The organism is Pseudomonas sp. SMN11, from assembly GCF_052041945.1.
Lineage (GTDB): Bacteria > Pseudomonadota > Gammaproteobacteria > Pseudomonadales > Pseudomonadaceae > Aquipseudomonas.
In genome coordinates this window covers 47,443-67,238 of sequence record NZ_JBKGGW010000034.1, presented here as the reverse complement: position 1 = coordinate 67,238, position 19,796 = coordinate 47,443, and the positions used below count along the sequence as shown (strand labels likewise).

The window sequence follows — 19,796 nt, the reverse complement described above, 5'->3', positions numbered from 1 at the left end:
GGGGTGGAGTTCTGTGTGGTCTTCTCCCCCCCCCACATCCGCTAAAAATCTCTCGTCTTCCCCCAACCACTCGTCACCCTTCCACAAATATTGTCGATTCCCCATCCCCTCAAATCGACCACTAGCTGAACCCCCTACGCGGAGTCAGCACCATGAGCACCCCTGATCAAAAACACCCGACCACCTCGCGCGAGCAATGGCTGGCCGCCCGCCGTCAGCTGTGGCTGCACGAAAAAGCCTTCACCCATCAGCGCGATGAACTGGCTGCTGCCCGGCGTGCCCTGCCCTGGGTCAAGGTCGAGCAGCCCTACCGCTTCCAGGGCCCGGACGGCGAACTGTGCCTGGCCGACCTGTTTGCCGGGCGCAGCCAGCTGCTGGTCTATCACTTCATGTTTGCCGAGGGCTGGAGCGAAGGCTGCCCAGGCTGCTCGTTCCTCGCCGATCATTTCGATGGCGCCAACCTGCACCTGGCCCATCACGACGTCTCGCTGGTCGCCGTGTCGCGCGCGCCCTACCCTGAATTCCAGGCTTTTCGCCAGCGCATGGGCTGGCGATTCCCCTGGTATTCATCCCACGGCAGCGGATTCAACGAGGACTTCGGCGTCAGCGTGGGCACCGAGGGCAAACGCCAGTACAACTACGAGCCGTACACCGGTAACGAAGCTGAGCTGCCAGGCCTGAGCGCCTTCTACAAAGAAGCGGACGGGACGCTCTACCATACCTATTCCACCTACGCCCGCGGCCTGGACATCCTGGTCAACACCTACAACTTTCTCGACATCGCGCCACTGGGGCGCAATGAGGCCGGGACCATGGACTGGGTGCGGCATCATGATCGCTATGAAGGACAACCCGACAAACCGCACTGCTGCCACACGTGAAGGGTCAGCCCCTCACGCCCAGCATTCCCCGCTCCACGATGAAGTCGATCACCGCCTGCAGGCCTTCGCCCTTCTTCAGGTTGCTGAAGGTCCAGGGCCGCTGCGGGCGCATGCGCTGGGTATCGCGCTCCATCACCTCCAGCGAGGCGCCGACGTAAGGCGCCAGGTCGGTCTTGTTGATCACCAGGAAATCCGACTTGGTGATGCCGGGCCCACCCTTGCGCGGGATCTTCTCACCTTCGGCCACGTCGATGACGTAGATCGTCAGGTCGGCCAGCTCCGGGCTGAAGGTCGCACTGAGGTTGTCGCCACCGCTTTCGACAAAGATCACTTCAAGGTTGCCGAACTTGCGCGCCAGCGCTTCGACGGCGGCCAGGTTCATCGAGGCATCTTCGCGAATGGCAGTGTGCGGGCAGCCGCCGGTCTCGACGCCGACGATACGCTCTGGCTCCAGAGCGCCGGCCTCGGTGAGGATGCGCTGGTCTTCCTTGGTGTAGATGTCATTGGTCACCACGGCGATCTGGTAGTGATCGCGCATGGCCTTGCACAGGCATTCGAGCAGCGCGGTCTTGCCAGAACCGACCGGGCCGCCGACACCGACGCGCAGGGGTTGCTGATAGCTTTGCATGGAAGCAGTCCTCAGGAACGGAACAAACGGGTGTATTGGGTTTCGTGACGCGAAGAAGCAATTGCCAGCAGCGGCAGGCCACCGCCGAGCTGGTCGTCGGCCAATGCCAGTGCCTGATCCAGCACGCCGGGCAGTTCGGCGCCCAGGTCGCGCAGCAGGGTCTGTGCCGCCTGTTGGCCGAACGGCACCAGCTTGACCCCGGCCATCACCGCACCCTCGAGCCAGGCGAAGGCATGGCCGAGGGCGAGCTGACGCAGCGAGATCTGCCAATGCGCGGCGAGCCAGGCCATGCCGCCGAGCTGGCTGAGTTCGAGGCTGGCGCGCCAGGCCGGATCCTGGCCCAGCTGCCAGCCATCGAGCAGGCGCGCCAGGGCCGAACCGCGCTGCTGTTCTTCCAGGCGCAGCTCGGCGGTTTCGCGGTTGGCCAGCAGAAAGTGGCTCCAGTGGCTGAAGGCTTGCGCATCGCTCGCCTCGCAGGCGCGGTACAGGCGCGCCAGCACCGGCCAGTCCAGGCAGGCCAGGGTGTCGTGCATCTGCTCGCGCTGCCAGGCGCTGAAGCCGGCAGTGCCCTGCACCCAACCGGCCTCGACGGCCCACTCCAACCCTTGCGAGTAGGTGAATCCACCCACCGGCAGGCCGGGGCTGGCCAGCTGCAGCAGGCGCAGCAGTGCCAGGTCGCTGTTCATCAACCGGCCAGCACCAGTGCGGCGCCGGCCAGCATGCCGCCACCGAAGGCCTTCTGCAGGCCACTGTGGCGGCGCAGCAGGCAGCCAACGCCAAAGCCGACGGCCAGCAGCAGGCCACTGACGGTGACGAAGCCGGCGCTGAACATCCAGAAGGCGCTCGGCGTGGCTTCCACCCCGTGGGCCCAGCCGTGGAACAGGGCGAACACCGGCATGGCCAGGGCCAGCAGCAACTGACGGCTCGGCAGCAGCACCGCAATGGCAGCCACCAGCACCGACACGGCGATCAGGGTTTCCATGCCCAGCACATCGCCGAACAGGTGGCCGCATACGGCACCAGCGAACATCGAGGCCAGGGTAGCCAGCGGCAGGGTCAGGTTGCGTCGGGTCAGCGCAGCCAGCACACCGGTACCCAGCAGCATCAGCAGGTGATCAAGACCGGTCAGCGGGTGCAGCAGGCCGTCGTGCAACGGGTTGCCGTCGTGACCGGGGTGGGCAAAGGCCGGCAGTGCGACCATCAGCAGGGCAAGGGCGAAAATCTTTTTCATGTTGTGCTCCTTTAATGGGGGAGTTCAGGAATGGGCTGGCAGGCGCACGAACGGATGGTCGTGGCCATGGCTATGGCTGTGACTGTGACTGTGAGACGCGCTCTGGTAGGCACCGGCTTCCGGTTCGAACGGCGCCTGCTCGGCTTCCACCGTCAGGCCAAGGCCGCGTAGCATGTCGTCGAGTACATGGTCATGCTGATAGCGCAGCAGGCCCGGATCGATTTGCAGGGGGACGTGGCGGTTGCCCAGATGATAGGCGGCGCGGGCCAGCAGGTGCGGGTCGGCACAACGCACGGTCGACACCGCCTCAGGTGCAGCCAGTACGCGGATCACCTGCTCTCCCGAGGCATTGGCGAGCAACTCGCCCCCGCGCAGCAGGTGCCCACGTTCGAGCATCAGGCCGGCTTCGCGGCCATCGTCCAGGGTCACGCGCAGGCGGCTCTTGATGCGGCTGTCGACGTCCAGGGTCACGGTACCGGTGACGGTCTCGGATGCCTCGATCCGGCGGGTCAGGACAATCATCTTCACTCCTTCAGAACAGGAAATAACGCTGGGCCAGCGGCAGCTCGCTGGCGGGCTCGCAGACCAGCAACTCGCCGTCGGCACGCACCTGGTAAGTCTGCGAATCGACCTCGATCACCGGCTGCAAGGTGTTGTGAACCATGTCGGCCTTGCGCACGCGGCGGCAGCCATGGGCGACCCCGATCAGGCTCTGCAGGCCCAACTCCTGGTGCAGGCCACGGTCCATGGCGGCCTGGGGCAGGAAGGTCATGCGCGTGGCGTGGCGGGCCGCACCCATGGCGCCGAACATTGGGCGGTAGTGCACCGGTTGCGGGGTCGGGATCGAGCCGTTGATGTCGCCCATTGGCGCGGTGGCGATCATCCCGCCCTTGATCACCAGGGCCGGCTTGACCGCGAAGAACGCCGGCGACCACAGCACCAGATCGGCCAGCTTGCCGACCTCTACCGAACCGACTTCATGGGCGATGCCATGGGTCAGCGCCGGGTTGATCGTGTACTTGGCGATGTAGCGCTTGACCCGGAAGTTGTCGCTATAGCTGGTGTCCGGCACCAACGGACCACGGCGCAGCTTCATCTGGTGGGCGACCTGCCAGGTCCGCAGCACCACTTCGCCGACCCGGCCCATGGCCTGGGAGTCGGACGAGGTCATGGCGAAGGCGCCCATGTCGTGGAGGATGTCTTCGGCGGCGATGGTCTCGCGGCGGATGCGCGACTCGGCAAAGGCCACGTCTTCGGCAATGCTCGGGTCCAGGTGGTGGCAGACCATGAGCATGTCCAGGTGCTCGTCGACGGTGTTGACCGTGTACGGCAGAGTCGGGTTGGTCGAGGACGGCAGTACGTTGGCCTGCCCGGCCGCACGGATGATGTCTGGCGCGTGGCCGCCGCCGGCACCCTCGGTATGGAAGGTATGGATGGTGCGGTCACCGATGGCGGCCAGGGTGTCTTCGATGCAGCCCGACTCGTTCAGGGTATCGGTATGGATCGCCACCTGGATGTCCATTTCTTCGGCCACGCCCAGGCAGCAGTCGATGGCAGCCGGGGTCGAACCCCAGTCCTCGTGCAGCTTGAGGCCCACCGCGCCGGCGGCGATCTGCTCGCGCAGCGCTTCGGGGCGCGAGGCATTGCCCTTGCCCAGCAGACCAATGTTGATCGGCAGGCAGTCGGCAGCCTGGAGCATGCGCGCCAGGTACCAGGGCCCCGGGGTGCAGGTGGTGGCATTGGTGCCGGTGGCCGGGCCGGTGCCACCGCCAATGAAGGTGGTGACACCACTGGTCAGCGCTTCCTCCACCTGCTGCGGGCAGATGAAGTGGATATGCGAATCGATGCCGCCAGCGGTGACGATCTTGCCTTCGGCAGCAATCACTTCGGTACCCGGGCCAACCGGCACGGTCACGCCCGGTTGCACGTCGGGGTTACCGGCCTTGCCGATGACGGCAATGCGCCCGTGCTTGACGCCGATATCGGCCTTGACGATGCCCCAATGGTCGATGATCACGGCATTGGTCAGCACCAGGTCCATGGCCTCGGCGGCGAGCATCTGGCCCTGGCCCATGCCGTCGCGAATGACCTTGCCGCCACCGAACTTGACCTCTTCACCGTAGATCGTGAAATCCTTCTCGACCTCCACCCATAGCGCGGTGTCGGCCAGGCGCACGCGGTCGCCGACGGTAGGGCCGAACATGTCGGCGTAGGCCCGACGGGAAATCCGGCTCATGCCCTGCCCTCCATTGCGCCATTCACCTTGCCCTGGAAGCCGTACACTTCACGCTTGCCGGCATAGGCCACCAGCTGCACGGTGCGCGACTGGCCCGGCTCGAAGCGCACGGCAGTACCGGCCGGGATATCGAGGCGAAAGCCACGGGTCGGTTCACGCTCGAACACCAGTGCAGCGTTGACCTCGTAGAAGTGGTAGTGCGACCCGACCTGCACCGGCCGGTCGCCATGGTTGGCCACACTGACGCTGACCGTGTCACGGCCGACGTTGAGTTCGATGTCGCCGGCGGCGACCTGAATTTCACCTGGGATCATGCTGGGCTCCTGCTCCACGTCAGACGATAGGGTCGTGCACGGTCACCAGCTTGGTGCCGTCGGGGAAGGTCGCCTCGACCTGCACGTCATGCAGCATCTCGGCGACACCTTCCATGACCTGCTCGCGGCCGATCACTTCGCGGCCCAGGCTCATCAGCTCGGCCACCGTGCGCCCATCGCGGGCGCCTTCGAGCACTGCGGCGCTGATCAGCGCCACCGCCTCCGGGTAGTTGAGCTTCAGGCCACGGGCCAGGCGCCGTTCGGCCAGCAGCGCGGCGGTGAACAGCAGCAGTTTGTCTTTCTCTCTCGGGGTCAGCTCCATGGCGCTCTCTCAAGTGGCCCAGATGCGCGGCGGGCACGCGGCCAGGCCGAGAACGGCCGGGCGCAGGGCATGCCAGAGGCGCTGCAGGGTGTGTTGCAGGTGTTGGTTGTCGTGGTCGAGCAGGCGGATCACCAGCAGCGAGCCGAGCAAGGTCGCGCCTGCGGGGGTGTCGAGTTCATCGAGTAGCGTGCGCACCTGTTCCAGCACGGCCGAGTCTGCAGGCGAGGCGCAGAAGGTGGCGACCAGCGGGTAACCACCGACCTTCGCCAGTTGCCCGCCGACGATGCGCAGGCGCTCGTGTAGGCCGGGGTCGCCTGGCAGCTCGATGCACAAGCGGCTGTCCAATGCGCCTTGCTCGAAGCGTTCGTTCATCACTGGCCGGCCCAGGCACAGGGTTTCCCACGCCAGCAGCCTGGCGCCGGGTGCGAGGATGAAGCGGCTGTCGAGACTGGCGCGGGCGCCATTGAAGAAGATGCTGTCCTGGGGCAGCCACTCCAGCGTGCTGCCAGCCTGCAGGTGGAAACGCTGGGACAGCCGCGCGGTGGGGCCGATGCTGCGGTAGAACTTGCTGGCGCCAGGCATGGTCAGCAGCGCATGGCTGCCGGGCTCGAGATGGATGTCCAGCTCCAGCCGGTCACCGGCGACGATGCCGCCGGGCGGGTGCAGCACATAAACGTGGCACGGCGCGCCTTCCGGATAGAACGGGCGCTGCACCAAAAGCGGGCCGAAATGCCGGCGCGCACCAAGGCGAGTCACGCCATTGCGCTCAACGAAGCGCAGTTGCAGATGGGCGCTCCAGCCGTCGTCCTGTTCCGATGGTACGATCTGCTCCGCGAATGACATCCTGCGGCCCCTTTATTTCCGTGGCCTGGCGGCCGTTAAGAGGGTCAAGTGCATACCCGTGGGTGATAACAGACTGACCACTCGATCAAATTTCGCTGGCTGGATATAGCAGGTTGCGGGCCAACTACGCAGGTGAATGAAGATGAAACCTTCACGGCGATGGCTCTGGCATGGGGCATACGGGGTTGCAGCGCACATTGCGGGGGCGGCACTTGGCCCTGTTTCGGTGCTGCGCTAAAGTCTTTCATTTGCCAGCGGCCAAGGAGTCGCCATGTCACTCGCCCCCGCCATCCCGGTCCTGCGCATCTTCTCGGTCGACAAGGCCAAGGAGTTCTACCTCGAATTCATGGGCTTCCAGCTCGATTGGGAACACCGCTTCAGCCCGGACCTGCCGTTGTACGCGCAGATCCACCGCGACGGCCTGATCCTGCATCTCAGTGAGCACCACGGCGATGCCTGCCCAGGCTCGACCGTGTTCGCCCGTACCGAAGACTTGCTGGCACTGGAGCGCGAACTGCTGGACAAGCAGTACGGCTATGCCCGCCCCCAAGCCGAGCGGGTCGACTGGGGCCTGCAGATGCAGATCCGCGACCCGTTCGGCAATCTGTTGCGCTTCTGCCAGCAAATCGATGATGAGGATGCCCAGTGAAAGCCATGAGCAAGCGCGACCTGGCGCGCCTGGAGCGCGAGCTGGTCGCCTGCCTGACCGATGCTTGCGAAACCGCAAAGGGCGAGATCGTCGGCTTCACCTGGCTGACCCATCGGCTGGCCCCGGATGACTTCCCCACCAGCCTGCGCATTACCTGGGTGTTCGAGCGTGAGGCCGATAAAGCAGCGGCGCTGGCGGGTGAGGCCAAGGCGCGCATGCTGGCGCTGACGGCCCACGCGCTCGACGAAGCCGGTGTGAAGCTGGACCACGTTGCCTGGCACGTACGATTCGACAGTGAAGAAGCCTGCTCGCGCAGCCATGCAGGTGACTGGAACAAGCGCCTGCGTTAAGGCAATGGCCAGGCGGGCCTTTACCCGCCCTCGCCGCTCGGTTAGGCTTTCGCATCCACTTCCACGAGGTATTCGTCCAATGCGCCATTGATGCCGCCGTCCTTTCGACGGCCAGTCTTCAGCCTCCGGCCCCCGGAGATGTCGCGGCATATGTGGAGTTGTGCATGACGAATACGTCGATCCTGACGCTGGACAGCGTCTGCCTGGCCTTGCCTGATGGCAGGTCCCTGTTTACCGACCTCAACCTGTCGCTCGACCAACGCCGTACCGGCCTGGTCGGGCGTAACGGCGTGGGCAAGAGCTTGCTCGGGCAGATACTGGCCGGCCGGCGCGAGCCCAGCAGTGGCCGCTGCCTGCGCCATGGGCGGGTCCACTACCTGGACCAGCGGGCGATCGAACACAGCCCGCGGGTGGCCGACCTGGCCCAGGTTGCCGGGGTGATCGCCGCGCTGGAGCGCATAGAGCAAGGCGGAGTCGACCCGGACGATTTCGAGAGCGTGGGCGAGCGCTGGAACATTCGCGAGCAGCTGCACCAGCACCTGCAACTGCTGGGCTTGGGGCACCTCGACCACCAGCACCCGATCGCCCGCCTCAGTGGCGGCCAGGCCATGCGGGTCGCCCTGCTGGGTGCCTGGCTCAGCGAGGCCGACTACCTGATCCTGGACGAACCCAGCAACCACCTGGACCGCGAGGGCCGCGCCGAACTGCTGCGCATGCTCCAGGCCTGGGACAAGGGATTGCTGGTCATCAGCCATGACCGCGAGCTGCTCGGGCACATGACGCGCATCGTCGAACTGTCGGGCCTGGGCCTGCAATCGTTCGGCGGCAATTACGACTTTTATGAGCAGCACAAGGCTGAGCAGCGTGAGCAGGCCTTGCAGGCACTCGACCGCGCCAAACAGGAACGCCAGTACCAGGCCCGTGAACTGCAGCGCCAACGCGAACGCCTGGAACGCCACCAGGCACGCGCCAGTCGCCAGGCCAAGCATGCCAACCAGGCCAAGATTCTCGTCGACCGCCAACAGGAGCGCAGCCAGGCCACCGCCGGCAAGCAACGGCGCGACCATCGCACGGCCCTGCAAGGGCTGCAGACGCAGGTATGCGAGGCGGCTCGCCACGTCGAGCAGGACAGCCTGATCGTGGTTCACCCGCCGGCACCTCGACGCCATGCGGGAGGTGAAGTGTTGCGGCTGCAAGGGGCGCGACTGCCCAGGGGCAGCGCCCAGGCGATCGACCTGCGCCTATGCCTGGGCCAGCGGATGGCCTTGACCGGAGCCAATGGCAGCGGGAAGTCCACGTTGTTCAAGGTGCTGCTCGGCAATCTGCCGCTCACGGCGGGCGAACTCCACCAAAACGGCGAAATGGCGTTGCTCGACCAACACTGCAGCGCCTTGCCGAGCCGGCACAGCGCACTTGACCACCTGTCAGCGGCCCACCCGGCGCAGGACCAGGCCACCCTGCGCACTCGCCTGGCCCAACTGGGCCTGGATGCTTCTCGCATCGAGCTCCCCAGCGGCCTGCTAAGCGGTGGCGAACGGCTCAAGGCGGCACTGGCCGCCATCCTGTATGGCGAGCGACCGGTCGATCTGTTGCTGCTCGATGAGCCTGGCAATCACCTCGATCTGCCTTCGCTGGAAGCCTTGGAGCGCATGCTGGATCAGTTCCAGGGGGCCTTGCTGGTCAGCTCCCATGATGCAGTGTTTCTCGAGCGTCTCAAACTTGACGGCTACCTGCATCTCGTTTGTGAGAGCGACCCTGTGTCGCAATAGGGCTGCAACGTGTCCTCGTGCCGGGGGTGCTTCGTTGCCTTTCGCGACGCAAGGCCGCTGCCACGGTTCCCGATCCGCAAGGTTTGTATTATCGTGGCGTGGTGCGCATATAACAGCAGCCCGAGCGATCGGGCACTTGCAAGACAATCGAGGGTGTCATGAGTAACGAAAGCATTAACTGGGACAAGCTGGGTTTCGACTACATCAAGACCGACAAGCGCTACCTGTCCGTGTGGCGCAATGGTGAGTGGGACAAAGGCACCCTGACCGAAGACAACGTGCTGCACATCAGTGAAGGCTCCACCGCCCTGCACTATGGCCAGCAGTGCTTCGAAGGCCTCAAGGCCTACCGTTGCAAGGACGGCTCGATCAACCTGTTCCGCCCAGACCAGAACGCCGCCCGCATGCAGCGCAGCTGCGCGCGCCTGCTGATGCCGCAGGTGCCGACCGATGTGTTCATCGAAGCGTGCAAGCAAGTGGTCAAGGCCAATGAGAAGTTCGTCCCGCCGCACGGCAAAGGCGCCCTGTACCTGCGCCCGTTCGTGATCGGTACCGGCGACAACATCGGCGTGCGCACCGCCCCCGAGTTCATCTTCTCGGTCTTCGCCATCCCGGTTGGTTCGTACTTCAAGGGCGGCATGAAGCCGCACAACTTCCAGATCTCCAGCTTCGACCGTGCCGCCCCTCAGGGCACTGGCGCAGCCAAGGTCGGTGGCAACTACGCCGCCAGCCTGCAACCGGGCGCTGAAGCCAAGAAAGCCAACTTCGCCGACGCCATCTACCTCGATCCGCTGACCCACACCAAGATCGAGGAAGTCGGTTCGGCCAACTTCTTCGGCATCACCGCCAACAACGAATTCGTCACCCCGAAATCGGCCTCGGTACTGCCAGGCATCACCCGCCTGTCGCTGATGGAACTGGCACAATCGCGCCTGGGCCTGACCGTGATCGAAGGCGACGTCGAGATCAACAAGCTCGACCGCTTCATCGAAGCCGGCGCCTGCGGCACCGCCGCGGTAATTACCCCGATCGGTGGCATCGAGTACAACGGCAAACTGCACGTGTTCCACGACCTGGAAAAAGTCGGCCCGGTCACCCAGAAGCTCTATAACGAGCTGACCGGTATCCAGAGCGGTGACGTCGAAGCACCAGCAGGCTGGATCGTCAAGGTCGCCTGAACTGCTGCGCCACGCTGACCGACGGGGCATGCCAGACACTGGCATGCCCCGTTTTGTTTTACCCGGCGTAGATGAATTTTTCTTAAATCGCTGTTTGGCTATTCTTTGGCACAATCAAATCTCCAAATAGACGCCCAGGAACGAGCATGCCACGCGTACTGACCATCGAAGACGACGCCGTCACCGGCCAGGAAATCGTCGCCGAACTCTCCAGCCACGGCCTGGAAGTGGATTGGGCCGACAACGGCCGCGAGGGCCTGGCCAAGGCCATTGCCGGCGGTTACGACCTGATCACCGTAGACCGCATGCTGCCTGAGGTCGATGGCCTGACGATCGTCACCACCCTGCGCAACCTGAAAATCGCAACCCCAATTCTGATGATCAGCGCCCTGTCCGACGTGGATGAGCGCGTGCGCGGCCTGCGTGCCGGTGGTGACGACTACCTGACCAAGCCGTTCGCCTCGGACGAAATGGCGGCGCGAGTCGAAGTGCTGCTGCGGCGCAACAGCGTGCCCATGACCCAGACCCGCCTGCAGGTCGCCGACCTGCAGCTGGACCTGATCAGCCACGAGGCCCGCCGCGGCGAGCACACCCTCAACCTGCTGCCCACCGAGTACAAGCTGCTGGAATACCTGATGCGCCACAGCGGCCAGGTGATCACGCGGATGATGATCTTCGAGGAAGTCTGGGGCTACCACTTCGATCCGGGCACCAACCTGATCGACGTGCACATCGGCCGCCTGCGCAAGAAGATCGACTCCGCCGGCCAGTCGCCGCTGATCCGTACGGTACGGGGCTCGGGTTATGCCATTGCTGAACCCGTCTAAGGGCTGGAGTTCGTCCACCAGTCGCCTGTTGGCGCTGTACAGTTTCCTGTTCGTGGCCTGGAGCAGCATCCTCATGGGGGTGCTGTATTTCGAGGTTTCCAGTTACCTGAACAAGCTCACCCGCCACTCCATGCTCCAGCGCCAGCACCTGTTCGCGCACATGAGCGGCAAGCAGCTGGACGATGCCCTGATTGCCAGCCAGGCGTTCGAAGAGCGCAGTTTCGATGCCTACGGCCTGTTCGACGCCCAGTTCAACCCGGTGGGCGGGCGCATTCGCGCGATCCCCCCTGACCTTGGCCTGGACGGCAAGGTGCACGAGCTCAAGCGCTGCCTGGACGCTGACGACCCGCACATGCCACGTGACAGCTGCGATGCTGTGGCGATCCAGGTGCAGGATGGCCGCTGGCTGGTGCTGTTCCGCGACAATGGTTCGTTGTTCGTGGTCACCCGCATCATCCTGCATGCCTTGCTGTGGGGCATCTCGCTGACCCTGATTCCGGGGTTCGCCGGCTGGTACCTGCTGCGCCGCCGCCCGCTGAAGCGCATTCGTGCCATTCAGGCCCAGGCCGAGCTGATCGTCGCTGGCGACCTCACCCACCGCTTGCCGCTGTCGGCGCGCCGCGATGAGCTGGACATGCTGGCGGACATCGTCAACGCCATGCTCGACCGCATCGAGCGGCTGATGCACGAGGTCAAAGGCGTCTGCGACAACATTGCCCACGACCTGCGCACCCCCCTCACCCGCCTGCGGGCACAGCTGTACCGTATACGTCAGCAGAGCGCGCACGACTCGCCGCAAGCCGAAGCGCTGGACCAGGCGATCGGCGAGACCGACACGTTGATGGCACGCTTTCGTGGCCTGCTGCGTATCAGCGAGCTGGAAGACCGCCAGCGCCGCGCGGGTTTCGTTCAGCTCGATCCGCACGACTTACTGGTGGAACTGCACGACTTCTACCTGCCGCTGGCCGAGGATGGCAGCATCCGCCTGAGCCTAGAGCAGCCTGGCCAGTTGCCGGCGCTGCATGGTGATCGCGAGCTGCTGTTCGAAGCGCTGGCCAACCTGGTGGGTAATGCGATCAAGTTCACGCCCGAAGACGGCCGGGTTGCCATCATGGCGACACAGGATGAGCTGGGCGTGCACATCGCCATCGAAGACAGCGGACCGGGCATTCCCGAAGAGGAGCGGACTGCGGTGTTGAAGCGGTTCTATCGCAGCGAGGAAGGCCACCGCCATTCCGGGTTCGGGCTGGGGTTGTCGATCGTTGCGGCGATCGTCGACCTGCACGGGTTTGGGTTGGAGATTGGCGAGAGCGAGCTGGGTGGGGCCAGGCTGGTATTGCACTGCCCATTGGCCGGTTTGGCTAAATAAAAACTGGGGCTGCTTTGCAGCCCTTTCGCGACAAAAGGTCGCTCCCAGAAGGTGAACGCGATCTCCTGTAGGAGCGGCCTTTGTCGCGAAAGGGCCGCAAAGCGGCCCCAATTACGCCGATCAGTCAGCCAGGCGCCAGGTAGTGGCACCCTTGCTGTCTTCCAGCACCACGCCCATGGCAGTGATCTGGTCACGGATGCGGTCGGATTCCGCCCAGTTCTTGTCCGCACGCGCCTGCAGGCGCGCCTGGATCAAGGCTTCCACCTCAGCCGCGTCGACCTTGCCTTCGGCACCGGCACGCAGGAAGTCGTCGGCCTCCAGCTGCAGCACGCCCAGCACATCACCCAGCTCACGCAGGCGACCGGCCAGGCCAGCCGCCGCGTCGACATCGTTGTCACGCAGGCGGTTGATCTCGCGCACCAGGTCGAACAGCACGGCGCAGGCTTCCGGGGTACCGAAGTCGTCGTTCATCGCCACGCTGAAGCGCTCGACGAATGCTTCGCCACCCTGGGCAGCAACCCGTGGCAGGCCACGCAGTGCGTGGTAGAAGCGCTCCAGGGCGCCCTTGGCATCGCGCAGGCTGTCTTCGGAGTAGTTGATGGCGCTGCGGTAGTGGCTGGCCACCAGCAGGTAGCGCACTACCTCCGGGTGGTACTTGTCGAGCACGTCGCGGATGGTGAAGAAGTTGTTCAACGACTTGGACATCTTCTCGCCATTGATGCGGATCATGCCGCAGTGCATCCAGCTGTTGGCGTACTGCTTGCCAGTGGCTGCCTCGCTCTGGGCGATCTCGTTCTCGTGGTGCGGGAACTCCAGGTCGCTGCCGCCACCGTGGATGTCGAAGCTCTCGCCCAGGCAGCAGGTGGACATCACCGAGCACTCGATGTGCCAGCCCGGACGGCCAGGGCCCCACGGCGAATCCCAGTAAGGCTCGCCCGGCTTGACGCCTTTCCAGAGGACGAAGTCCAGTGGGTCCTGCTTGGCCTCGTCGACCTCTATGCGGGCACCGATGCGCAGGTCTTCGATCTTTTTGCGCGACAGCTTGCCGTAGCCGACGAACTTGCCGACCCGGTAGTACACGTCACCATTGCCCGGCGCGTAGGCGTAGCCTTTGTCGATCAGGGTCTGGATCATCGCGTGCATGCCGGCGATATGGTCGGTGGCACGCGGCTCCAGGTCCGGCTTGAGGATGTTCAGGCGGCGCTCGTCTTCGTGCATCGCATCGATCATGCGCGCGGTCAGGGCGTCGAACGCTTCGCCGTTTTCGTTGGCGCGGTTGATGATCTTGTCGTCGATGTCGGTGATGTTGCGCACGTAGGTCAGGTCGTAGCCGCTTTTACGCAGCCAGCGGGTCACCAGGTCGAACGCCACCATGCTGCGGCCGTGGCCAAGGTGGCAGTAGTCGTACACGGTCATGCCGCACACGTACATGCGCACCTTGTTGCCATCGAGCGGCTTGAAGGCTTCCTTGGTCTTGCTCAGCGTGTTGTAGATGGTAAGCACGGCGATTCCTTAGCTGCCCCAGGAGTCACGCAGGGTGACGGTGCGGTTGAACACCGGGCGACCCGGCTGGCTGTCCTTGAGGTCGGCGCAGAAGTAGCCTTCGCGCTCGAACTGGAAACGGTCCTCAGGCTGTGCCTGGCCCAGCGACGGCTCGGCGCGGCAGCCGGTCAGCACTTGCAGCGAATCCGGGTTGATGTTGTCGAGGAAGCTGCCGCCATCTTCGGTCTTCTCCGGGTTGGCGGAGCGGAACAGGCGGTCGTACAGGCGTACTTCGCACTCGACGCTGCCTTCGGCCGGCACCCAGTGGATCACGCCCTTGACCTTGCGGCCTTCCGGGTTCTTGCCCAGGGTGTCCGGGTCGTAGGAGCAGCGCAGCTCGACGATGTTGCCGTCGGCATCCTTGATCGCCTCGTCGGCGCGGATCACGTAGCTGCCGCGCAGGCGCACTTCGCCAGCCGGTTCCAGGCGCTTGTAGCCCTTCGGCGGCTCTTCCATGAAGTCATCGCGGTCGATGTACAGCTCGCGGGCGAACGGCAGCACGCGCACGCCCATGTCTTCCTTCGGGTGGCGCGGCAGTTCGAGCTGCTCGACCTGGCCTTCCGGATAATTGGTGATGACCACCTTCAGCGGGCGCAGCACGCACATGGCACGTGGCGCGGTGCGGTCGAGGTCGTCACGGATGCTGAACTCGAGCATCGACATGTCGACCACGCCGTCTGAACGGTTGGTGCCGATCATTTCGCAGAAGTTGCGGATCGACGCCGGGGTGTAGCCACGGCGACGGAAGCCCGACAGGGTCGACATGCGCGGGTCGTCCCAGGCGCTGACGTGCTTTTCATCGACCAGCTGCTTGAGCTTGCGCTTGGAGGTGATGGTGTAGTTCAGGTTCAGGCGGCTGAACTCGTACTGACGCGGGTGCGCCGGTACCGGCAGGTTGTCGAGGAACCAGTCGTACAGCGGGCGGTGGCCTTCGAACTCGAGGGTGCAGATCGAGTGGGTGATGCCTTCGATGGCGTCGGACTGCCCGTGGGTGAAGTCGTAGTTCGGGTAGATGCACCACTTGTCACCGGTCTGGTGGTGGTGGGCATGGCGAATGCGGTACAGGATCGGGTCGCGCAGGTTCATGTTCGGCGAGGCCATGTCGATCTTGGCGCGCAGCACGCGCTCGCCGTCCTTGAACTCGCCGGCCCTCATGCGCGCGAACAGGTCGAGGTTTTCCTCGACGCCGCGCTCGCGGAACGGGCTGTTCTTGCCGGGCTCGGTCAGGCTGCCGCGGTATTCCTTGGCCTGATCAGGGGTCAGGTCGCAGACATAGGCCTTGCCACGCTTGATCAGTTCAACGGCCCAGTCGTGCAGCTGGTCGAAGTAGTTGGAGGCATAGCGCACCTCGCCGGCCCAGTCGAAGCCCAGCCATTTCACGTCGCTCTGGATGGCGTCGATGTATTCCTGGTCTTCCTTGGCCGGGTTGGTGTCGTCGAAGCGCAGGTGGCAGACGCCGCCGAACTCCTTGGCCAGGCCGAAGTTGACGCAGATCGACTTGGCGTGGCCGATGTGCAGGTAGCCGTTGGGCTCCGGCGGGAAACGGGTGACGATGCTGCTGTGCTTGCCCGAGTCCAGATCGGCCTGGATGATCGGCCGCAGGAAGTTCGCAGGGACAGCGGGGGCGCCTTTGGCAGCGGCGTTGGGCGCGTTGTCGGCAGTGGGCTTGCTCATAGGATCCTTGAATGCACGTGTCCGGCCTGGGTAGGCCGATTGAATCAAAGGGCCTATCATAGCCGAAGCAGTCAAGCTGCTGACAGCCGGGCACCGACAAACTGGCGCGATTTATCGCGATCCGTGCAAAATGGTCACTGCGCGCCATGTGCCATGAACATGTGTCGCGGTTGCCCGATCCTGCGTCAGGTGGCTACACGCGCCCTGCGCAAACTATTTCCGTATGCCTTGAAAGAGCGAATTTCAGCATGTCCAAAGTCAAACTGACCACCAACCACGGCGACATCGTCATTGAACTGAACGCTGAAAAAGCCCCGATTACCGTGGCCAACTTCATCGAATACGTCAAAGCCGGCCACTACAGCAACACCGTGTTCCACCGCGTGATCAACAACTTCATGATCCAGGGCGGCGGTTTCGAGCCAGGCATGAATGAAAAACGTGACAAGCGTGCCAGCATCCAGAACGAAGCCGACAACGGCCTGAAGAACAACAAGTACAGCATCGCCATGGCCCGCACCATGGAGCCGCACTCCGCTTCCGCTCAGTTCTTCATCAACGTCGCCGACAACGACTTCCTCAACCACAGCGGCAAGAACGTGCAGGGTTGGGGCTACGCGGTATTCGGCGAAGTGATCGAAGGCCGTGAAGTGGTCGACGCCATCAAGGGCGTTTCCACCGGCTCCAAGTCCGGCCACCAGGACGTACCGAAAGAAGACGTGATCATCGAGAAAGCCGAGATCATTGAGTGATCCTGCTGATCTCCGATCTGCATTTGCAAGAAGAACGCCCGGACATCACCCGGGCGTTTCTTGATCTGCTCGACGGCCGCGCCCGTCACGCCAAGGCGTTGTACATCCTCGGTGACTTCTTCGAAGCGTGGATCGGCGACGATGCCATGACCCCGTTCCAGCAGTCGATCTGCCAGGCCTTGCGCCAGCTCAGCGACAGCGGCACGGCGATCTACCTGATGCATGGCAATCGCGACTTTCTGATTGGCCAGGACTTCTGCAAGGCCGCCGGCTGCACGCTACTGGCCGACCCGAGCGTGATCGAGCTGGGCGGTGAACAGGTGTTGCTGATGCATGGCGACACCCTGTGCACCCGCGACCTGGCCTACATGAAGATGCGCCGCTACCTGCGCAACCCGGTGAGCCTGTGGATCCTCCGGCACCTGCCGCTGGCCACCCGGCAGAAACTGGCGCGCAAGCTGCGCAGCGAAAGCCGTGCGCAGACGCGCATGAAGGCTACCGAGATTGTCGACGTCACGCCGGAAGAAGTGCCGAAAGTAATGGCGGCGCACGGCGTGCGCACCCTGGTGCATGGTCACACCCACCGGCCGGCGATTCACAAGCTGGTGGTGGATGGCGAACAGGCACGGCGCATCGTGCTGGGGGATTGGGACCGGCGCGGTTGGACCTTGCAGGTCGATGGGCAAGGCTTTGCCCTGGAGCCGTTCGAGTTTTCCTGACAGATCAAGTCGACCCTTTCGCGGGCAAGCCCGCTCCCACAGGAACCGCACCAAGGCTACAGGCGGTGTAATCTTGTGGGAGCGGGCTTGCCCGCGAATAGGCCAGTGCAGGCTATGACCTCAAGGCCGGCTAGCCACCGCCCCTTTGTCCCGCTCACTGATCACATACTGCCGATACTCCGGGTCCGCCTTGATCTGCGCCTCGGTAAACGGCAGCGCTGCCAGCTGCTTGGCGGCAAACGCCTTGGTCTGATCGCTGAAATGCGCCGAACCGGCTTCGCTGGACTGCGAGAACGCCAGCAACCCACGCGCCTGTGGCCCATTTTCAGTGAAACTCACCAACTGCAGATAGCTGGTACCGCTGACCACCAGGCGCTTGCCCGGCCCGTGCGGAACGCTGAACATCGCATTGTAGACCCCCAACTGCTGCGGCCCGCCCGGTACCGGCGTGCCATCGGCGGCCTGCTGGATCTGCCCCCAACGGCTGCCCTCCTCCACGCCCGCCTTGGCCACTTGCTGCAACGAGGCCAAGGCCGCTTCGCGCAAGAGTTTGCGTACCGCCGCCTGCTCCACCGCCAAGCCACGCGGGGTGTGCTGCGGGTCTGCGGGGTCGAAGGCCACACGCCAGCTTTGCGGGTGTTTGGCCATGCTCTCGACCATGTTCTGGAAATGCACCAGGCCGACACCACTGTTCAGATCGGCATTGCCATTCCACGCGGCGAGGCTGGCGCACACGGCCTGCAGGTCTGCCTCAGCCCCTTTGCACCACTGCAGCAGGTCGGGCAGCACCAGGCTGGCCAGGTATACCTCGTCATCCAGCACCATGCGCTGCAAGTCATCGACACCCAGCTTGGCGCTGCCTTGCAGCCGCTCGAGGGCGAAACGCCCGCGCATGCCCAGCGGCTGGTCGTTGCGGCTGATCAAGGGCGAGAACCCGGTCAACGGCTGGGCCGGGTTGGCCATCCAGGCCGGGTCGTTGGAGTTCTGCACGAAGTCGTTGCGCTCAAGGCTTGGCAGCATCCGCGCCGGGAAAATACCAGGCTGTGCGGCCTGGGCATCGACCTTCCACTGGCAGGCGCTGCGCGACCCATCCAGCATCACCATAGGGCCCTGTGCCGCCGGGTTGCTGCATTCACTCAACAGTTGCTGATCGACATAGGGCACCACGGACTGGTTCAGGTACAGCGCCTTGCCTGTGGCATCGACCGCCAGGGTGTTGACCCAGGGGATGCCCTGCAATTGCTCGATGGATCCCTTGAGGGCATCCAGGCTGTCGGCCTGGTTGATGCGGTACCACTGCTGCAGCACGCGCGTGTTGTCCAGGTTGGCATCGCGCAGGCTATAGGCCGCCTGGGTGTCCCAATCCAGTCGACCGGGCCACTGCACCACCGGCCCGAAACTGGAGCTGTAGACCTGGCGCTCGACCTGGTTGAGCGAGCCATCCGCGGCCTTGACCGTGACGCTCACGGTCTGCTGTGCCATGGGGATCGACTGGCCATCCTGCAGGTAGTGAGTCGGGTCCTTGGGGTCCAGTTGCAGGCGATACAGGGTGAAGTGCTTCGAGGTGTCCACCGTGTGGGTCCAGGCCAGGTGGCGGTTGAAGCCGATGTTCACCACCGGCAGGCCAGGCAAGGCCGCTCCCATCACATCCAGCTTGCCAGGTATGGTCAGCTGCATCTGGTAGAAACGCATGCCGCCCATCCACGGGAAGTGCGGATTGGCCAGCAGCAGGCCACGGCCATTGGCCGAGCGCTGCGCCCCCACTGCCACCGCGTTGCTGCCGCGCTCGGAGGCGAAGCGCTGCTGCTGGGTCAGTGCCACGTCAAAGGCCGAGGCTACTTGCTGGGCTGCCAGCTTTGGCGGTTGGGCCCCCGCCAGCGCTTCGGCAAACTGGCCCACGCCCCCTTCGGCCAGCAGGCGGCGGGTCAGCTTGACCAGGTCCTGGCTGGTGATCGGGCGTACCCACTGGCCATCGCCACATTCCGCTGGCAGGCCTTGGCTGCGTCGCTCGGCCAGGGCTCGATTGAAGCCGCTGGCATACCCCTCCAGCAGTTCACGCACCTGCGCTGGCTGGGCCTGCATGAAGCCACTGACTGCCGCCGGCGTGTTGAGCCAGGTAAAGAACAGGTCGCTGGCCAGGTTGTCGCGTTGCTCGAGGGTCTTGCCCTGGGCGCCGAAATAGCGCGAGCGCTCACCGTTGACCGTCAACACTTCATTGGCCAGCAGGCACAAGTTGTCCTGGGCATAGGCATAGCCAATGCCATAGCCCAGACCGCGCTCGTCCTTGGCGACGATATGCGGCACGCCAAAACTGGTACGGCGGATCTGCGCACTGGCATCAGAGCTGGGTTCCCGCGCCTGCACGGCTACGCTGGAGGCGACCAGGGCAGCCGCCAGGCTGGCACAGGTCAAGGGACGCGAAATTGGCAACACGGGCACTCCTCGGATTCAGGGGGTCATTCCCGATCAGACGAATGGCTGGATGAAAATTTTACGCGCATGCGCGCCGTGA

Annotated in this window: 20 protein-coding genes; 9 read left to right on the top strand and 11 right to left on the bottom strand. The window is 64.3% G+C overall.

From position 1 onward, the window contains the following. Window positions 1-152 precede the first annotated feature (152 nt). Window positions 153-881, top strand: coding sequence for a DUF899 domain-containing protein (locus ACLEJU_RS23090; RefSeq protein ID WP_435423015.1), 729 nt, complete (start codon window positions 153-155; stop codon window positions 879-881). A 4-nt stretch (window positions 882-885) separates the two neighbouring features. Here ACLEJU_RS23090 and ureG read toward each other — a convergent pair whose 3' ends face one another. From ureG to ACLEJU_RS23050, 8 genes are read right to left on the bottom strand one after another with little or no spacing between them, the layout of a single operon-like run. Beyond that, window positions 886-1,509 (bottom strand): urease accessory protein UreG, encoded by a 624-nt coding sequence (gene ureG / locus ACLEJU_RS23085; RefSeq protein ID WP_027916761.1) that lies wholly within the window; start codon window positions 1,507-1,509, stop codon window positions 886-888. An 11-nt stretch (window positions 1,510-1,520) separates the two neighbouring features. Continuing rightward, a complete protein-coding gene (locus ACLEJU_RS23080; protein ID WP_435423016.1) occupies window positions 1,521-2,195 on the bottom strand; it encodes an urease accessory protein UreF in 675 nt (224 codons plus the stop codon). Next, the gene (locus ACLEJU_RS23075; protein ID WP_435423017.1) at window positions 2,195-2,740 is read right to left on the bottom strand and encodes a HupE/UreJ family protein; all 546 of its coding nucleotides are present in this window, start codon (window positions 2,738-2,740) and stop codon (window positions 2,195-2,197) included. The genes ACLEJU_RS23080 and ACLEJU_RS23075 overlap by 1 nt, the downstream gene beginning before the upstream one ends. Before the next feature lie 24 nt (window positions 2,741-2,764). Next, entirely contained in the window at window positions 2,765-3,262 is a 498-nt protein-coding gene (gene ureE, locus ACLEJU_RS23070) for an urease accessory protein UreE (protein ID WP_435423018.1), read from the bottom strand. Between the two features lie 10 nt (window positions 3,263-3,272). Continuing rightward, window positions 3,273-4,976 (bottom strand): urease subunit alpha, encoded by a 1,704-nt coding sequence (gene ureC, locus ACLEJU_RS23065; protein ID WP_435423019.1) that lies wholly within the window; start codon window positions 4,974-4,976, stop codon window positions 3,273-3,275. Next, window positions 4,973-5,290 (bottom strand): urease subunit beta, encoded by a 318-nt coding sequence (locus tag ACLEJU_RS23060; RefSeq protein WP_435423020.1) that lies wholly within the window; start codon window positions 5,288-5,290, stop codon window positions 4,973-4,975. The genes ureC and ACLEJU_RS23060 overlap by 4 nt, the downstream gene beginning before the upstream one ends. 19 nt (window positions 5,291-5,309) lie before the next feature. Beyond that, complete coding sequence (locus ACLEJU_RS23055) at window positions 5,310-5,612, bottom strand: urease subunit gamma (RefSeq protein ID WP_027916767.1); 303 nt, start codon at window positions 5,610-5,612, stop codon at window positions 5,310-5,312. 9 nt (window positions 5,613-5,621) lie between these two features. Next, window positions 5,622-6,455, bottom strand: a complete 834-nt coding sequence (locus tag ACLEJU_RS23050; RefSeq protein WP_435423021.1) for an urease accessory protein UreD — start codon at window positions 6,453-6,455, stop codon at window positions 5,622-5,624. 271 nt (window positions 6,456-6,726) lie between these two features. On the opposite strand from ACLEJU_RS23050, the gene ACLEJU_RS23045 reads away from it, so the two are divergent. The 6 genes from ACLEJU_RS23045 (at window position 6,727) to ACLEJU_RS23020 (ending at window position 12,597) form a co-directional block, all read left to right on the top strand. Then, on the top strand, window positions 6,727-7,104 hold the full coding sequence (locus ACLEJU_RS23045; protein WP_435423022.1) for a glyoxalase superfamily protein: 378 nt from the start codon (window positions 6,727-6,729) through the stop codon (window positions 7,102-7,104). Next, entirely contained in the window at window positions 7,101-7,454 is a 354-nt protein-coding gene (locus ACLEJU_RS23040; RefSeq protein ID WP_435423023.1) for a hypothetical protein, read from the top strand. The genes ACLEJU_RS23045 and ACLEJU_RS23040 overlap by 4 nt, the downstream gene beginning before the upstream one ends. 164 nt (window positions 7,455-7,618) lie before the next feature. Beyond that, window positions 7,619-9,223: an ABC-F family ATP-binding cassette domain-containing protein gene (locus ACLEJU_RS23035; protein ID WP_435423024.1), complete on the top strand. Its 1,605-nt coding sequence runs from the start codon at window positions 7,619-7,621 to the stop codon at window positions 9,221-9,223. Window positions 9,224-9,381: 158 nt separating this feature from the next. After that, on the top strand, window positions 9,382-10,401 hold the full coding sequence (locus ACLEJU_RS23030; RefSeq protein WP_060514178.1) for a branched-chain amino acid aminotransferase: 1,020 nt from the start codon (window positions 9,382-9,384) through the stop codon (window positions 10,399-10,401). Window positions 10,402-10,547: 146 nt separating this feature from the next. Next, a complete protein-coding gene (locus ACLEJU_RS23025) occupies window positions 10,548-11,228 on the top strand; it encodes a response regulator transcription factor (RefSeq protein WP_103447069.1) in 681 nt (226 codons plus the stop codon). Beyond that, on the top strand, window positions 11,206-12,597 hold the full coding sequence (locus tag ACLEJU_RS23020) for a sensor histidine kinase (protein ID WP_435423025.1): 1,392 nt from the start codon (window positions 11,206-11,208) through the stop codon (window positions 12,595-12,597). The genes ACLEJU_RS23025 and ACLEJU_RS23020 overlap by 23 nt, the downstream gene beginning before the upstream one ends. Window positions 12,598-12,717: 120 nt before the next feature. Here the strand turns inward: ACLEJU_RS23020 and cysS are convergent, their stop codons facing one another. Both cysS and ACLEJU_RS23010 read right to left on the bottom strand, forming a co-directional pair. After that, the gene (gene cysS, locus ACLEJU_RS23015; protein ID WP_435423026.1) at window positions 12,718-14,100 is read right to left on the bottom strand and encodes a cysteine--tRNA ligase; all 1,383 of its coding nucleotides are present in this window, start codon (window positions 14,098-14,100) and stop codon (window positions 12,718-12,720) included. 9 nt (window positions 14,101-14,109) lie between these two features. After that, entirely contained in the window at window positions 14,110-15,813 is a 1,704-nt protein-coding gene (locus ACLEJU_RS23010; RefSeq protein ID WP_435423027.1) for a glutamine--tRNA ligase/YqeY domain fusion protein, read from the bottom strand. 248 nt (window positions 15,814-16,061) lie between these two features. Between ACLEJU_RS23010 and ACLEJU_RS23005 the strand changes: the two genes are divergently transcribed. Both ACLEJU_RS23005 and ACLEJU_RS23000 read left to right on the top strand, forming a co-directional pair. Continuing rightward, window positions 16,062-16,565, top strand: coding sequence for a peptidylprolyl isomerase (locus ACLEJU_RS23005; RefSeq protein ID WP_103447066.1), 504 nt, complete (start codon window positions 16,062-16,064; stop codon window positions 16,563-16,565). Beyond that, window positions 16,562-17,284 (top strand): UDP-2,3-diacylglucosamine diphosphatase, encoded by a 723-nt coding sequence (locus ACLEJU_RS23000; protein WP_435423028.1) that lies wholly within the window; start codon window positions 16,562-16,564, stop codon window positions 17,282-17,284. Before ACLEJU_RS23005 ends, ACLEJU_RS23000 begins: the two co-directional genes overlap by 4 nt. A gap of 120 nt (window positions 17,285-17,404) precedes the next feature. Here ACLEJU_RS23000 and pvdQ read toward each other — a convergent pair whose 3' ends face one another. Continuing rightward, window positions 17,405-19,717, bottom strand: a complete 2,313-nt coding sequence (gene pvdQ / locus ACLEJU_RS22995) for a bifunctional acylase PvdQ (protein ID WP_435423029.1) — start codon at window positions 19,715-19,717, stop codon at window positions 17,405-17,407. Window positions 19,718-19,796: the final 79 nt, after the last annotated feature.

Coding starts and splice junctions, on each gene's coding strand:
- ACLEJU_RS23050 (WP_435423021.1), bottom strand. CDS start 6,455: ATGTCATTCGCGGAGCAGATCGTACCATCGGAACAGGACGACGGCTGG.
- ACLEJU_RS23080 (WP_435423016.1), bottom strand. CDS start 2,195: ATGAACAGCGACCTGGCACTGCTGCGCCTGCTGCAGCTGGCCAGCCCC.
- ACLEJU_RS23035 (WP_435423024.1), top strand. CDS start 7,619: ATGACGAATACGTCGATCCTGACGCTGGACAGCGTCTGCCTGGCCTTG.
- ACLEJU_RS23030 (WP_060514178.1), top strand. CDS start 9,382: ATGAGTAACGAAAGCATTAACTGGGACAAGCTGGGTTTCGACTACATC.
- ureE (WP_435423018.1), bottom strand. CDS start 3,262: ATGATTGTCCTGACCCGCCGGATCGAGGCATCCGAGACCGTCACCGGT.
- ACLEJU_RS23055 (WP_027916767.1), bottom strand. CDS start 5,612: ATGGAGCTGACCCCGAGAGAGAAAGACAAACTGCTGCTGTTCACCGCC.
- ACLEJU_RS23060 (WP_435423020.1), bottom strand. CDS start 5,290: ATGATCCCAGGTGAAATTCAGGTCGCCGCCGGCGACATCGAACTCAAC.
- ACLEJU_RS23090 (WP_435423015.1), top strand. CDS start 153: ATGAGCACCCCTGATCAAAAACACCCGACCACCTCGCGCGAGCAATGG.
- ACLEJU_RS23010 (WP_435423027.1), bottom strand. CDS start 15,813: ATGAGCAAGCCCACTGCCGACAACGCGCCCAACGCCGCTGCCAAAGGC.
- ureC (WP_435423019.1), bottom strand. CDS start 4,976: ATGAGCCGGATTTCCCGTCGGGCCTACGCCGACATGTTCGGCCCTACC.
- ACLEJU_RS23025 (WP_103447069.1), top strand. CDS start 10,548: ATGCCACGCGTACTGACCATCGAAGACGACGCCGTCACCGGCCAGGAA.
- ACLEJU_RS23020 (WP_435423025.1), top strand. CDS start 11,206: ATGCCATTGCTGAACCCGTCTAAGGGCTGGAGTTCGTCCACCAGTCGC.
- ACLEJU_RS23045 (WP_435423022.1), top strand. CDS start 6,727: ATGTCACTCGCCCCCGCCATCCCGGTCCTGCGCATCTTCTCGGTCGAC.
- ureG (WP_027916761.1), bottom strand. CDS start 1,509: ATGCAAAGCTATCAGCAACCCCTGCGCGTCGGTGTCGGCGGCCCGGTC.
- ACLEJU_RS23075 (WP_435423017.1), bottom strand. CDS start 2,740: ATGAAAAAGATTTTCGCCCTTGCCCTGCTGATGGTCGCACTGCCGGCC.
- ACLEJU_RS23005 (WP_103447066.1), top strand. CDS start 16,062: ATGTCCAAAGTCAAACTGACCACCAACCACGGCGACATCGTCATTGAA.